At 65.9% G+C, this 13,806-nt stretch carries 10 protein-coding genes and 1 pseudogene; 7 read left to right on the top strand and 4 right to left on the bottom strand.

Features of this window, described 5'->3' with window-relative positions; all coding sequences use genetic code 11:
• Window position 1 precedes the first annotated feature (1 nt).
• Together NTV05_18460 and NTV05_18455 are read right to left on the bottom strand one after the other, a co-directional pair.
• Entirely contained in the window at window positions 2-1,111 is a 1,110-nt protein-coding gene (locus NTV05_18460; GenBank protein MCX6546379.1) for a zinc ribbon domain-containing protein, read from the bottom strand.
• A gap of 150 nt (window positions 1,112-1,261) precedes the next feature.
• Window positions 1,262-2,332 carry an SPFH domain-containing protein gene (locus NTV05_18455; GenBank protein MCX6546378.1) on the bottom strand — a complete coding sequence of 357 codons (1,071 nt, stop codon included), beginning with the start codon at window positions 2,330-2,332 and terminating at the stop codon, window positions 1,262-1,264.
• Window positions 2,333-2,484: 152 nt separating this feature from the next.
• On the opposite strand from NTV05_18455, the gene NTV05_18450 reads away from it, so the two are divergent.
• Window positions 2,485-3,402 carry a cation diffusion facilitator family transporter gene (locus tag NTV05_18450; protein MCX6546377.1) on the top strand — a complete coding sequence of 306 codons (918 nt, stop codon included), beginning with the start codon at window positions 2,485-2,487 and terminating at the stop codon, window positions 3,400-3,402.
• Between the two features lie 37 nt (window positions 3,403-3,439).
• Window positions 3,440-4,579 (top strand): hypothetical protein, encoded by a 1,140-nt coding sequence (locus NTV05_18445; protein MCX6546376.1) that lies wholly within the window; start codon window positions 3,440-3,442, stop codon window positions 4,577-4,579.
• Window positions 4,580-4,642: 63 nt separating this feature from the next.
• On the opposite strand, the gene NTV05_18440 is transcribed toward NTV05_18445, so the two are convergent.
• Window positions 4,643-6,391: a Na+:solute symporter gene (locus NTV05_18440; GenBank protein ID MCX6546375.1), complete on the bottom strand. Its 1,749-nt coding sequence runs from the start codon at window positions 6,389-6,391 to the stop codon at window positions 4,643-4,645.
• A gap of 113 nt (window positions 6,392-6,504) precedes the next feature.
• On the opposite strand from NTV05_18440, the pseudogene NTV05_18435 reads away from it, so the two are divergent.
• Window positions 6,505-7,575: pseudogene (locus NTV05_18435) on the top strand (sodium:calcium antiporter).
• A gap of 277 nt (window positions 7,576-7,852) precedes the next feature.
• Here NTV05_18435 and NTV05_18430 read toward each other — a convergent pair.
• Window positions 7,853-9,121: an aminomethyl transferase family protein gene (locus NTV05_18430; protein ID MCX6546374.1), complete on the bottom strand. Its 1,269-nt coding sequence runs from the start codon at window positions 9,119-9,121 to the stop codon at window positions 7,853-7,855.
• Window positions 9,122-9,325: 204 nt separating this feature from the next.
• On the opposite strand from NTV05_18430, the gene aroH reads away from it, so the two are divergent.
• The 4 genes from aroH to NTV05_18410 all read left to right on the top strand — a co-directional run bounded on the left by aroH (window position 9,326) and on the right by NTV05_18410 (window position 13,806).
• Window positions 9,326-9,697: a chorismate mutase gene (gene aroH, locus NTV05_18425; GenBank protein ID MCX6546373.1), complete on the top strand. Its 372-nt coding sequence runs from the start codon at window positions 9,326-9,328 to the stop codon at window positions 9,695-9,697.
• A complete protein-coding gene (locus tag NTV05_18420; GenBank protein MCX6546372.1) occupies window positions 9,697-10,602 on the top strand; it encodes a prephenate dehydrogenase/arogenate dehydrogenase family protein in 906 nt (301 codons plus the stop codon). Before aroH ends, NTV05_18420 begins: the two co-directional genes overlap by 1 nt.
• A gap of 91 nt (window positions 10,603-10,693) precedes the next feature.
• Entirely contained in the window at window positions 10,694-12,688 is a 1,995-nt protein-coding gene (locus NTV05_18415; protein ID MCX6546371.1) for an adenylate/guanylate cyclase domain-containing protein, read from the top strand.
• Window positions 12,685-13,806, top strand: a complete 1,122-nt coding sequence (locus tag NTV05_18410) for a M48 family metalloprotease (protein MCX6546370.1) — start codon at window positions 12,685-12,687, stop codon at window positions 13,804-13,806. The genes NTV05_18415 and NTV05_18410 overlap by 4 nt, the downstream gene beginning before the upstream one ends.

The raw sequence follows: 13,806 nt of genomic DNA, 5'->3' as shown, positions 1-13,806 counted from the left end.
TCTACCGGTTCGCGAGCGCGATGATCGTCAGCACCACGAGCGCGAGGGTCACCACGAAGAGGATCTTCCAGACGCTCTTCGGGTACTGGCCGGCGATGACGCCGGTGCATCCGTTGGCGACGACCTGGTACATCCTGGCGCCGTACAGGTAAGTCACCAGCCACACCGGCACGAGAATGTGCTTGAACGTCAGCCCCGAGAAGTCTGGCGCAATCTGCAGGTTCCGCTGCGTATCCCCTGGCACCTGCTGGCCGCAGAGCGTCATCAGGTGAGCATGCATCTGATCGCGGGATTCCTTCGCCGCGTCGGCGAGCACCACCTGGTAGCGCTCGACGACAAAGCCTGACAGGAACGCCGTGTCGTACGGCACGAGTTCCTTCGTCGGAAACGGCTCGACGCCGCGCAGCAGCGACTCGTTCACGCCCTTGGTGGCTGGCACCGGCTCATCATCGAAGAAGTGGTCGAGTTCGCCTGACGCCGGTTCCCATCGCACCCGCCTCACCTGGCGCGTCTGGGAGCGGCCCTGGTTGTCGGTGTAGGACTCGGTGACGTAGTAGTAGTAGCCGGCTTCGGCTTCCCAGCGGCAGTGGACCTGCGCGTCGAAGGTCCAGTACGGAATGTAGAGTCCCTTCACCTGATCGACGAGCGCCTTCCGTTTGAGCGCATTCGGCGCGAACCACTTGCTCGCGTACCAGCGCCTGATGCCGTCACGGATCTGATCGTGCGAGATCTTGAACGGGAGCAGGCTCTGCGGCCGGATTGGCGACTTAAGCTCGGCGTAGTCGACCAGGGCCGGTGAGCCGCAGAACTCGCAGTTCTGTCCGACCTTCGCCGGATCGAACACCATCACCGCCTTGCAGTTCTGGCACTGAACGCTCCGGCGCTCGGTGTTCCAGCCACGCATCTCGTCCGGCATGTCGCGCAGTGTCGTGACGAGATCGATCTCCTCGATGGCGACCGCGTCCTTGTTGATGTCGTACGGTGATTCCGTGCCGCAGAACGGACAGATGAGCTTCTGCTTGCCGGGATGCCATTCCGCTTGGGCCCCGCAGGCCGGGCAGGCGTGCTTCTGTTGGGCGACGACCGGTGTGAGCGTTTCGTCCATCGTCATTACCGGGCGCGACCACCTCCGCCGCGACTTCGCTCAAAGAGCTTCGTCGGGCTACGGCGGTCCGCCGAAGCTTGGCGCGAAGGCGGATGAATCGCGCCTCTACGGTTCCGGAAACGATATTCCCGTAGGGGCAACCCCCCTTGTTGCCCGCTATTGCGCCAGGTACGCGTCGAGTGCCGTTTTCGTGATGCGGTAGCTCGTGCCGATCTTCTTCGACTTGAGATCGCCACTCTCGATAATGGCCATCACGTCACTCTCGGCGACGCCAAGCCGCTTGGCGACGTCGGCTGGTGACAGCAGTTCCACCGCCGTTGCGGCCGCCGCCGCCGCCGCGGTTCCCGCTGCCGGCGCCGCGGCCGCCGCCTGCGGATTCATCAGGCCCTGCTGCACCATCTGCTGCGCGAGACCGAAGCCGACCGCCAGCTCCGCCGCCATGCCCGCCGCCCCGCCGGTGCCCGTGGCCATTCCCTGACCCATCTGGTACTTCACGTAGTCGTTGAGGTTCCCGATGGCCGCCATGCTCGACCGCTTGTCGATCGCCCCTTCCACTTCGGCGGGCACCGACACGTTTTCGACGATGAAGCTCGTGATCTCGAGGCCGTACTTCGATCCGACCGCGGGATTGATGAGCGGCAGCAGCGCATCGCCCAGTTCACTGTAGCGTGTCGCCACGTCCAGGACCGGCACATGAGACGAGGCCAGCGCCTCGCTGAACACGCTCACCATGCGCGACCGCATCGTGTCGGCGAACTCGTCGAGCCGGAAATGCTGGTCCGATCCGGCGACCTCCTTCAGGAACAGCTGCGGATTGACGATCTTGAAATCGAAGATGCCGAACGCCCGCAGGCGAACGACGCCGAAGTCGTTGTCCCGCACCATGATGGGATTGGCCGTACCCCACTTGTTGCCGGTGAACAGCCGCGTCGTGATGTAGAACACGTCCGCCTTGAAGGGCGAGTTGAACGCGTACTTCCACGACTGCAGTTTCGTCATGACCGGGATGTTGTCGGTCGTCAGCGTGTGCTTGCCCGGCTGGAATGTGTCGCCGAACTGGCCGAGGTACATGAACTGGACCACCTGCGACTCGCGCACGATGAGCTGCGCCCCGTTCTTGATGGCCTTGTCCTCATCCGGAAAACGGTATGAGAGCGTGTCACGCGAGTCGTCGGTCCACTCGATCACCTCGATGAACTCGCCCTTGATCAAATCCATCAGTCCCATGGTCGTCGTCTCCTGTCAGGCCGGCGGTCGGGTGCCGTCGGGCCTATTCTACCGCGCCGTAGTGAGATATCCTGTCTCTTCCGTCACGAGCATTCCGCGGGGCCGGCTGCCCGCCGTTCTCACGTGAAGATCCACGGCGGAATCCCGACGCCATGACAGTAGACTCGACCGACCGCTCGTCGCTCAAACGGTTCGCGTGGCTGTCGATTGCCGCGGCCCTCGCGACCATTGTGCTCAAGACGGCCGCCTACCTGCTGACGGGTTCGGTCGGGCTGCTGTCGGATGCCATGGAGTCCGGCGTCAACCTGGTTGGCGCCGTGATGGCGCTGGCGATGCTGACGGTGGCAGCCAGGCCCGCCGACGACGACCATGCCTATGGGCATAGCAAAGCCGAGTACTTCTCGAGTGGCGTCGAAGGCGCATTGATCATGGTCGCCGCCCTCGCCATCGCGGTGGCGGCGGTGGAGCGCCTGCACTCGCCCAGACCGCTGGAGCAGATCGGCCTCGGCCTCGTCGTGTCGGTGGCGGCGTCGCTCATCAATCTCGGCGTGGCGCTTATCCTGCTCCCGAAGGCCAGGGTGGCCCATTCCATCACCCTCGAGGCCAACGCCCGCCACCTGCTGACCGACGTCTGGACATCGGCCGGCGTCGTCGTCGGCGTAGGGGCCGTGGCGTTGACGGGCTGGACTTCCCTCGATCCGATCGTCGCCCTGTTGGTCGCGGCCAACATCGTCTGGACCGGCGTGCGGATCGTCCGCGCGTCGGTGTTGGGCCTGATGGACACCGTGCTGCCGCCCGCCGAACGGGACGCCGTCAACCGCGTGCTGCACGAGCATGCCGAAGGCGTCCAGTTTCACGCCTTGCTCACGCGGCAGTCCGGGGCGCGCCGCTTCGTCTCCGTACACGTGCTCGTGCCAGGAGCGTGGACCGTTCACGACGGGCATCGGTTCGTCGAACGCATCGAGGCCGACATCCGGCGCGTCGTGCCGAATGCCTCGGTCCTCACCCACCTCGAATCGCTGGACGATCCGACATCGTGGGACGACGAGAAACTGGACCGCGTCGGCTGACCCCGCTCGCGGTGCCGGCGTCTTCCGAGACATCACCATGACGTCACGCGAGCGGATGGCTGCCGCCATGCGGAGCGGCGCACCAGACAGGGTGCCGGTGATGTGCCAGCTTTCGCTCGGCCACTACTTCCTCCACGCCGGCGGAGACGCCGTCGCGATCTGGCACGACACGACGGCGTTTGCCGATGCCCTCGTGACCCTGAAGCGCCGGTATCGATTTGACGGCATTCTCGTGAATCTTCCGGGGCGTGATCCGCGGTGGCGATCGTTCGTTACCGAGATACGCGAGGCCCCGGCCGGCCGGTCCGTCGTCTGGTCGAACGGATCGATCACGAAGACTCCACGCGACGACAACCCGCACGTGTGCCTGGCTGATGGCACGCCGAAACCGCTCCCTCGTTTCGCCGAAGTTGATCCGGACAAGCTGTACTACATCGAGCCGCACGATCGCTCGGGCGTGACGGCGGTGACGTCCTTCCCGCCGTGGCAATGGGACACGATGGAACTGGTCCGGTCCCGATGTCCGGATGTCAGCGTGCACGGCGAAGTGTTCTCGCCGTTCAGTCAGTTGGCTGAACTGGTAGGAGTGACCGAACTGATGCTGGCCCTGCGGCGCGATGCCGGCAAGGTGACTGCGTGCCTCGACGCGCTCGGGCGCGGCACCATCCGGCTGATGGACCGCCATGCCACGGCCGGCGCGGATGCGGTGCTGATCTCGAGCGCCTACGCCGGCGGAGGCTTTATCTCGCCGCGCGACTACCGCCGGTTCGTGCTGCCTGCGGAAGGAACCATCATTTCGGCGTTCAGAGAGGCGCACCCGGACGTGCCGGTGTACACGCATACCTGCGGCCAGCTCGGCGATCGGCTCGAGCTGCTCGAAGAGACAGGCACCAGGGGGATCGACACGCTGGATCCTCCGCCCATCGGGGACGTCGATCTGGCGGACGCGAAGCGGCGAGTCGGCCACCGACTCTTTCTCAAGGGCAACATCGACCCGGTCAACACGGTGCTGCGGGGAATGCCATCCGAGTGTGCCGACGCCGCGAGGCGCTGCCTCGAGATTGCGATGGAAGGGGGCGGCTACATTCTCTCGACCGCCTGCTCGGTCCCGCCCCATGCGCCACCGGAGAACGTCGAGGCGCTGAGCGTGGCGGCCGATCAATATGGGCGCTATTAGAGGATGGGGTCGAAACTCATTTCCGGGACCGCGTACGCCGAGCCCATGCCGCAGGTGCTGAAATCAGGTCCGACCCCATTTCGACAGGCTGCGGACCAGGACAATCGCACAAACGGCGGCGACTCCGGTCAGGACCCCGGCGCGCATCCATTCGCCGAAAATCACACTGCCCACCGCGAACAGCACGGCGTAGACCAACGCGACGCCTGCAATCCAATCGACAAACAGCCAGCCGAATCCCGCGTCAGGTCGAACCTCCGGGCACCGCGCAGCGATCGGCCGCCATCCTGGCCCGCCCGGCCGGACCCGGGCGTAAAACGCGACCAGCGTCGCCGTGTCGACAGCGGGCGTCACGAAGGTGGCTGTCACCCACGCCACCGTTGTGGCGCCGACGATGAGATACAGGCTCTGCGGGAACTCGATCGTGGTCCGCGACCTGACGAACGCGAGCACGATGAGTGGCGCGACCATGGCCGTCAATTCGCTCCAGGCGTTTACCCGCCACCAGAACCACCGCAGGATCAGGACGAGCCCGAGACCCGCGCCTGCCTCGATGATGAACGTCCACGCGCCCGAGATGGTGCCGAGCATCGCCGTGACGATGAGCGACAGCCCCATGATGACGAACGTCGTGATCCGCGACACCCGCACCAGCTCCCGCTGGCAGGCCAATGGCCGGACGAATCGCCGGTACACGTCGTTGATGACGTATGACGCGCCCCAGTTCAGCTGCGTCGAGACCGTCGACATGTACGCCGCGAGGAACGACGCGACCAGGACGCCAAGCAGGCCCACAGGCAAGTAGTCCCGCATCGCGTAGACGTAGCCGAGGCGTTTCGCATCCGGTGCGAGATCGGGGTACAGCACGAGCGTGGCCAGCCCGGTGATAATCCACGGCCACGGCCGTATGCAGTAGTGCGCGATGGTGAACCACAGCGTCGCGAACACCGCGTGCCGTTCGTTGCGCGCTGACATCATGCGCTGCGCGATGTACCCGCCGCCGCCCGGTTCGGCCCCCGGGTACCAGGACGCCCACCACTGGATCCCGACGAACGCGAAGAACGAGGCTGCGCTCATCATGAATGCGCCTCCTACCGACGCGGCGTCAGAGGCCGCGCCGATTCCGGGCGTCATGCGGAAGGCCCATTCGGGAAGGTGTGCCTTGAGGCCCGCGATGCCCCCGACCTGCGGCACGTTCACGACAATGACGGCCAGTATCGTCGTGCCGGCCATCGCGAGCGCGAACTGGAAGGCGTCGGTCACGGCCACGCCCCAGAGGCCCGACAGCGCCGAGTAGACAGCTGTCAGCGCAAGGACGCCGCCCACCCACCACAGCACCTGGTCGTGCGGTACGCCGAGCAGGCCCTCGAGGATGGCGGCCATCGCGAGGTTGACCCACCCCATGATCACGCAGTTGATGAACAGGCCGAGGTAGAGCCCGCGTACGCAACGGAGCCACGCGGCGGGCTTGCCCGAGTACCGCAACTCCACCAGTTCGACATCAGTGAGGATGCCGGCGCGCCGCCAGAACCGTGCGAAAAAAAACACCGTCGCCACGGCGCCAAACGCCATGTTCCACCACAGCCAGTTGCCGGCGATGCCGTTCTTCGCCACCAGTTCGGTGACCGCAAGCGGCGTGTCGGCGGCAAACGTTGTCGCCACCATGGACGTGCCGGCCAGCCACCATGGGAGGTTGCGGCCCGAGAGGAAGAACTCCTCGACGCTGCTGCCCGCGCGGCGCGTGTAATACACACCGATGGCCGCGCTCGCGACGAAGTAGAGCACAACGATAGTCCAGTCGATCCACGTCATGTCGGGAGCCTCCGCCCTGTCGATCTGCCGATTGTCATGCGCTCTCCGGGACGGATTGAGTAAGGCGGCAACGCGCCGCGGCAGGTCAGATGGTACAGTAGGAACTGGCATCGATGCGACTCCGCCAACTCGTTCCGTATCTTGCGGCGGCCTCCGCCATCCTCCCAGGCGTCGTGCTTCGGCTTTCCGGCATACAGCCGTCGCCCATGGCGGCCGCGGCCGTGTCTGGAACGGCCATTCTGGGCGCCTCCTTCATCTTGTTGTGGGCGTGCGAGGCGGCCCAGGCCGACATTTCGCAGGCGCTCGCGCTGGCCGTGGTCGCCTTGGTCGCCGTGCTGCCAGAGTACGCGGTCGACATGTACTTCACCTGGAGCGCGGGAAAGGACCCGGCCGGCGGGTACGCCCAGTACGCCGTCGCCAACATGACCGGCGCCAACCGCCTGCTCATCGGCGTGGCGTGGGGCGCGGTCGCCGCCATCGTCTGGATCCGGTTTCGCCGCGTCATCAGACTGACCGCTGATCGGCGAACCGAACTGCTGTTTCTCGGCCTGGCAACAGCCTACGCTTTTCTCATTCCCCTCAAGGGCCGCCTGACCATACTCGATGGATTCGTCTTTCTCAGCCTCTACACGTGGTACATCATCGTCGCCGCGAAACGCCCCTGCGAGGAGCCGCGCGCGATCGGGCCGGCTGCGGCGATCATCGCGCTGGCCAAACGGCCCAGACGGGTGGTCACCGCCAGCCTGTTCGTGCTGGCGGCCGGCGCCATCGTGCTGAACGCAGAGAGCTTCTGTGAAGGCCTGATTGCCACCGGCAAACAGGTCGGCATCAACGAGTTCCTGCTGGTGCAGTGGTTGGCGCCGATCGCGTCGGAGGCGCCCGAGTTCGTCGTCGCGCTCGTGTTTGCCTGGCGTGGCCAGGCCAACCTTGCGCTTGGCAGCCTGCTGTCGTCGAAGTTGAACCAATGGACGCTGCTGGTCGGCATGATTCCGGGCGTGTTTGCGCTGTCGCACGGGTCGCTCGACCATCCCATCCCGATGGGCTCCCTGCAGATGAACGAGATCTTCCTGACCGCGGCGCAGTCGGCGCTCGGCGTCGTGCTGCTGTCGCGGCTTCGCTTGTCGCCGAGCGGCGCGGTCCTGCTGTTCAGCCTGTTTGCCGGTCAGTTGCTGTTGCCGCGGCTTGTCGGAACGTCGGCGGCGGCCGTCGTCGGCGCCCCAACCAATCAGATGATGTTTGCCGTGCTGTACCTGACGGCCGCAGCCGCCCTGTTCCTCGCGACACCCTCGCATCTGCTGCGGCTGCGCGAGGGCGTACGGGTCCGAGTCGCCAGGGGGAAGCAGGCCGCCCCGGGCCGGGCTGAACCAGCAACCACCTCCACTTCCGGCCGCGATCGCGCGGCAGCAGGCAAACTGGAGATCTGCCAGACCTGTGAATGGAGGCTCACAGCCGAGAAGCGGTCTAGAGAAAATTCTTCAACGCCTTGCGCGCGGTCCGGTCCGGACGGACGTCGGATTCAATCGACACCCGAATCGACCGCTTGCTGTCCTTCAACTCGACGGCGGTTCCCGGCCTCAGGTTCGCGTGAACCTTGATGAACCCGCAGCTCAAGCCCCTGATCGCGAGCCCCGCTGGCTTGTCGGGCGACGCCACGCTGTAAATCCTGCCCTCGTGGCGCCCGATGGCCATGTCGGTCGCGCACGTAAGGACCGTGCCGATCTCACGCCCCTCCATGTCGCGCACGACTGCTTCGTGCGCGTCGATCTTCCGCAGATCGTTGCCGACGAAGGTGAGGGTGTACGGGGCGTCGATCGCTTTCTCCAGTGCCGCCGATCCCAGAAACGCCTTCGTGAATCCGTCGCCCGCCTGATTGAAGGGCAGGGCAAATGGCCACGGATGATGGACGTAGGTCCAGCGGCCGATGTCCTGATGTGAGAGCGGCAGCACCGCGCCGGTTCGCAGCGAGTCCCTGGCCGCCAGGCCGCAAGCGATGAGGCCGAGGTCTTTGCCGGCGTCCATCAGCAGTTCCCAGATTCTGACGTTGTGTTCGCGCCCCACGAAGATCTCGAACCCCACCTCGCCGGTGTATCCGGATCGAGAGAGCAGCATGGGCGTCCCGTCCAGGAACTGGGCGTCCGCGGCGAACCCGGATCTCGGGTCGAAGTGGCCCTTGAACGAGAAGTACGTCAGCTTGTCGAATGTGGCGTCCGGCGCCTTTAAGACCTTCTGCATGATCCTGATCGCCGCCGGCCCCTGGATATCGATCTTCCCGAGCTTGTCCGTCATGTCCACGCAGCGGACATCGAGGTCCTTCTTGCTCGCGTCCAGGTGGGCGGCAACGACGCCTCCCATCCCCGCGTTGACGACGACCACGTACTCCTCGTCGGTGACCTTGTACACGATGCTGTCGTCGACGGCATTGCCCCGCGCATCGAGGAACGCGCCGTAGACGCACTTGCCCGGCGTGATGGGGGCGTTGTCCTTGCCGACGCATGAGAGCAGATTCCGGGTGAAGCACCACTGGAGCAGGTCGAACGAGCCCGGGCCGTGGACGCGCACCACGGCCATGTGGCTGGTGTCGAACAGCCCGGCGCCGGCGATGACGGCCATGTGTTCGTCTCTGGCGCTGGCATACCAGACGGGCATGATGTAGTCGCCGAACTCGACCAGATTGGCGTGATGCTCTTCGTGCCAGCCCCACAACGGTGTCTTCTTTTTCTCGGTGCTCATCGGGCTGTCCTCTCCTCAATCACGGGCCACACGGCGTTCCCGCGGGCGCAAGTACACACCAGCATACCGGATTCGGTGCGCAGCCGGGCGGTTCCGGCCGCTCGTCGATGCCCGCCGTGCGCCACGGCTTCACCGCCGCTCCGATGTCGGATAGGATCAACAGGACAGCGATCAACCTCATCGCAAGCCACAAAGGAAAGTCACGTGCCTGTTCGAGGTATCCGCGGCGCCATCAATGTGAGCGCCAACACCCGCGACGCCATCCAGAATGCCACCACACGCCTGCTGCTCGCCATGTGCGAGGCCAATCACCTCGATGCTTCAGCGATCATATCGGCCTTCTTTACGGTCACGACCGATCTGAACGCGACGTATCCGGCCGCGGCGGCCCGGGCCCTCGGCTGGCTCGACGTGCCGCTGCTCGACGCCCAGGAAATCGAGGTGCCCGGCGGCATGGCGCGTGTGGTCCGCGTCCTGCTGCACGTCGAAATGGACGTGGCTCGCAGCCAGGTCAAGCACATCTATCTGGACGAAGCCGTGTCGCTTCGTCCTGATCTTCCGCAGACCCTCTGGTAATGGCGACCCGCCCGGGATCGGCCGAGAGTCGACGTCCGACAGTCCCGCGCCTGCTGAAGGGCGCGGCCATTGGCATCATCGGCGCTGGACAGATCGGCGGGTCGATTGTCCGGTGCCTGAGCCGGCGGCGGCCGGCCCTCACGGTGTGCGTGTTCGATCTCGACCGGTCGCTCGGCCCGAAGATCCGGCCATTCGCGCGCGTGTGCCGCGCGCTGGATATCCTGGTGCGCGAATCGGACGTCGTTGTGCTGGCCGTGCCCGTGCAGACGGCCATCCGCCTGCTGCCCCGCATCGCCAGGCTCACGGATCGGCGTTCGTCCCGGCGCAGACTCATCGTCTGCGACACGTCGACCGTCAAGGCGGCTGTCATTGCGGCCGCCGCGCGGCACCGGGCCGACTTCGATTTCGTTGGCCTGCACCCGCTGGCCGGAACAGAAGGCCAGGGCTGGGGGTCGTCGGATGCCGGCCTGTTCAAGGGGCGGCGGGTCGTCATCTGCCCGGCCGGTCGGCGGGCCAGCCGCGTCGCTCGCGAACTGATCGGGCTGGTCGGAGGCGTTCCGATCGCGATGGACGCGGGCGATCATGATCGGCTCGCGGCGGAAGGAATTGGATTGCCTCACGTCCTGGCCTTCGCGGCCGCCGGACTGGGCGCGCGCGCGCCTGGTGCCGACCTTCTGAAGGGCGGGTCGTGGCGGTCACTCACGCGAGTCGCGGCCTCCAGTCCCGCGATGGTGGCAGGCTTCCTCCATCAGAATCGCGACCATCAGCTTCGCGTACTGGCGCTGTTCACGAAGCGCCTCGATGCAGTTGCACGCGCGCTTGGCCGGCCGACGGTCTGCGGGCTCGAACGGCGACTGGCCGCGTGGCAGCCGCACGCGGGGACCGCGGGCCGGAGACGCTGCTGACCCGGGACGCCGCCCTGGCGATCGCGGACTTCGGCGATGATGTCGCGGTTTCTCTGCTATCCTCTGGTCGATGAAGTCCCGGAAGTTCTGGATGGCGCTGGCAGTGGGCGCGGTGGCCGCCGCGCTCTCGTGGGCTGCCGGCCGCCTGCCGCTGGTCGACATGCTCGAATGGAAGCTGTACGACCAGCGCGTCCGCTGGGCCGCCGATCCCGCGAAAGCCAGCCAGGACATCGTCATGGTCACCATCGACGAGGTGAGCGTCCGGCGCCTCGATCCGCTCGTCGGGCGCTGGCCCTGGCCCAGACTGGTGCACGCAGACGTGATCGACTTCCTCGCGGCGGCCGGCGCCAGGACGATTGTCTTCGACGTGCTCTTCACCGAACGGGACCGCCGGACCGGCTTCGACGTCGGAAGCACGATCTGGACCGGTCAGGAATCCGACCGCGCGTTTGCCGCCTCGGTCGCCAAGGCAGGAAACGTCGTCGTGCTTGCCGACGCGACCTTCGAGGGCCTGGTCGGGGACCCCAAGGGCAGCCCGCCCGCCTCTGGACCCTTCGAGGCACGGCCCGACGTGCAGTTGCCCTACGACGAACTCGCGCGCGCCGCACGCCTGATTGGGCATAACTACTTCGTGCTGGATTCGGACGGGCCGGTGCGGCGTGCCGTCACATTCATCGATCACGGCGGCCGCCTGGTTCCCTCGCTGTCTGCCGCCGGGTGGATGGTGGCCGCTTCACTCGATCCCGCCAGCGCCAGGCCCGGGGGACGAGGCGTGATCGTGGGGTCCCACGACATTCCGCTTGTCACCGACGTGTTGCCGGCATTCGACAAGAGGGAGCCACGTCGCACCGCCAGACGGCTGCTGATCGACTTCCGCGGACCGGCCGTGCTCGAGGACGGGAGACGGACCACCTACAAGCAATATTCGTACTACGACCTGTTCTACGCCAGGCAGGAGCAGCTCGGGGGCGCGGCACCTTCAATCTCGCCGGCGCTGTTTCGCGACAAGATCGTCGTCATCGGGACGACGGCCGCGGGGCTGCACGACGTGTTTGCCGTGCCTTTTTCGAGCGGCGGCAAGATGCCGGGACCGCAGATTCACGCGTCCGTCATCGACCAGTTGCTCTCGTCGCGGTTCATCGAGCCGGCTCCGAAGGTTCTCGGCACGACGCTGATGGTGGCGGCCTCGATTGTGACTGCGTTCCTCATCGTGTTCCTGCCGTTGCGCTGGGCGGGTCCGTGCGCGCTGCTGCTGCTGTCGACCGTGGTCGCCGTGGCCTTCCAGGCCTTCACGCACGGTGAGTGGTGGCCCCTCGCCCAGCCAGGGATTGCCTGGATCACCGCCGTGGTCGGCGGCCTCGGCTATCAGTACTTCGTCGAGGGACGGGACAAGCGCGCCGTGAAGCGGCTCTTTTCGCGCTACCTCTCTCCCGATGTGTACGCGCTGGTGCTCGCGAACCCCGCGCTCGCCGAACTGGGCGGCAAGCGGCGCCATATGACGGTGCTGTTCTCGGACATCCGCGGCTTCACGACGATGACCGAGCGCGGACAGCCAGAGGCCGTCGTCGAACAGTTGAATGCGTACTTTTCGGCCATGGTGGATGTGCTGTTCGAGCATCGGGGCACGCTCGACAAGTTCGTTGGCGACATGGTGATGGCGTTGTTCGGCGCGCCGCTCGCAGACGACGAACACGCCGATCACGCGGTGCAGGCGGCGCTGGCGATGCAGGCGAAGCTCAAGGAGTTGAACGCCGCGTGGAAGGCGGCGGGCTTGCCCGAAATCGCGACCGGCGTCGGCGTCAATACAGGCGAGATGATCGCAGGCACCATCGGCTCGGATCAGGTGCGCAGCTATACGGTCATCGGCGACGCCGTCAATCTCGGATCCCGGATCGAATCGCTGAATAAGCAGTACGGGACCACCATCCTTGTCAGCGAAAGTACGGTCAAGGAACTCAAACACCAGTATGATCTCCGTACACTGGGTGACGTCGTCGTGAAGGGAAAGACCCAGGCAGTGGCGATCTTCGAAGTGCGGCCGTCGGGCACGCGCGCGGCGGAGCAATCGCAGGAGGGGCGTTCATGAGACGGGTATGGCTGACAGGCGCGCTGATGTTGATCGTGGCGGTTCCGGCGACAGCCCAGATCGGCGGCTTCCTCGACAAGGCGAGCAAGGCTGCCCAGGTCGGCAAGAAGATCATGGACCTGAAGATCAGCGAAGATGAGGAGCAGCAGATCGGCGCTGCGGTCAGCGAGAAGGTGCGCCAGCGGTACGGCGTGGTGCAGGATCCGGCCGTCCACAAGTACGTCGCTCTGGTTGGGGCCGTCGTCACGCAGGCCAGCACGCGCCCGGGCATCGCGTGGCAGTTCATCATCCTCGACACCGACGGCGTCAATGCCTTCGCGGCGCCAGGCGGGTTCATCCACATCACTCGTGGGGCGCTCGCGCTGATGGGGAGCGAAGCCGAATTGGCGGGCGTGCTCGCCCACGAGGCGATTCACGTCACCGAGCGGCACACCATCAACGCCATCCGCAACACCAAGCTGAAGGATATGGGTCTCGAGCTCGCACCGGGTGGCGGCCTGACCAAGGCGGCCATCAACAAGATCGCCGGCGAGGCCTACAACATGATCTATGCCGGATACTCGCGCGGTGAAGAGCTCGAGTCCGACCGGCTCGGCATCGTGCTGGCCAACAAGGCCGGCTACGACCCGAAGGGACTCGGCGGCTTCCTCGCTGCGCTGACGGCGCGCAACAAGGGCGCGAGCGAGAAGCAGGGCCTGTTCGCCTCGCATCCCGAGATGAAGGAGCGCCTCGAGAAGCTCGACCAGATGATCGTCGCCCAGAAACTGACGTCGACCGTCGTGCTGGCCGATCGGTATCGCTCGTTCATCACCTACCAGCCGAAGGCGCAGACCGAGATTACGCAGGTCGTGGCCGGCTCGTCGGGCCTGGCTGGGGGAACCAAGGAAGAGCCGAAGAAGGAAGACGCAGCGCCCCCGAAGAAGCGAGGCTTCGGTCTGGGGTCCCTGCTGAAGCCGGGAGGCGAAGAGAAGAAGTCGGCGCAGGTGACCGGATCGGGTGGATCACGAGGAGTGGACACCGAGCGCGGGGCTCCCGGCGGCGGCAACCCGGCCATCGTGGTGGTCAAGCTGACGGCCGCCGAAATCGCGCAGTTCAAAGCGGACGGCAAGCTCAGGTAG

Source organism: Acidobacteriota bacterium (genome assembly GCA_026393755.1).
Taxonomy (GTDB): Bacteria; Acidobacteriota; Vicinamibacteria; order Vicinamibacterales; family JAKQTR01; genus JBAXOX01.
The sequence above is the reverse complement of the archived record's forward strand: the minus strand, read 5'-3'. Positions and strand labels throughout refer to the sequence as shown.

Excerpts from the sequence above, each read along its gene's own strand:
- NTV05_18410 (MCX6546370.1), top strand. The coding sequence starts at position 12,685 with ATGAGACGGGTATGGCTGACAGGCGCGCTGATGTTGATCGTGGCGGTT.
- NTV05_18420 (MCX6546372.1), top strand. The coding sequence starts at position 9,697 with ATGGCGACCCGCCCGGGATCGGCCGAGAGTCGACGTCCGACAGTCCCG.
- NTV05_18455 (MCX6546378.1), bottom strand. The coding sequence starts at position 2,332 with ATGGGACTGATGGATTTGATCAAGGGCGAGTTCATCGAGGTGATCGAG.
- NTV05_18445 (MCX6546376.1), top strand. The coding sequence starts at position 3,440 with ATGACGTCACGCGAGCGGATGGCTGCCGCCATGCGGAGCGGCGCACCA.
- NTV05_18430 (MCX6546374.1), bottom strand. The coding sequence starts at position 9,121 with ATGAGCACCGAGAAAAAGAAGACACCGTTGTGGGGCTGGCACGAAGAG.
- NTV05_18415 (MCX6546371.1), top strand. The coding sequence starts at position 10,694 with ATGGCGCTGGCAGTGGGCGCGGTGGCCGCCGCGCTCTCGTGGGCTGCC.
- NTV05_18460 (MCX6546379.1), bottom strand. The coding sequence starts at position 1,111 with ATGACGATGGACGAAACGCTCACACCGGTCGTCGCCCAACAGAAGCAC.
- NTV05_18450 (MCX6546377.1), top strand. The coding sequence starts at position 2,485 with ATGACAGTAGACTCGACCGACCGCTCGTCGCTCAAACGGTTCGCGTGG.
- NTV05_18440 (MCX6546375.1), bottom strand. The coding sequence starts at position 6,391 with ATGACGTGGATCGACTGGACTATCGTTGTGCTCTACTTCGTCGCGAGC.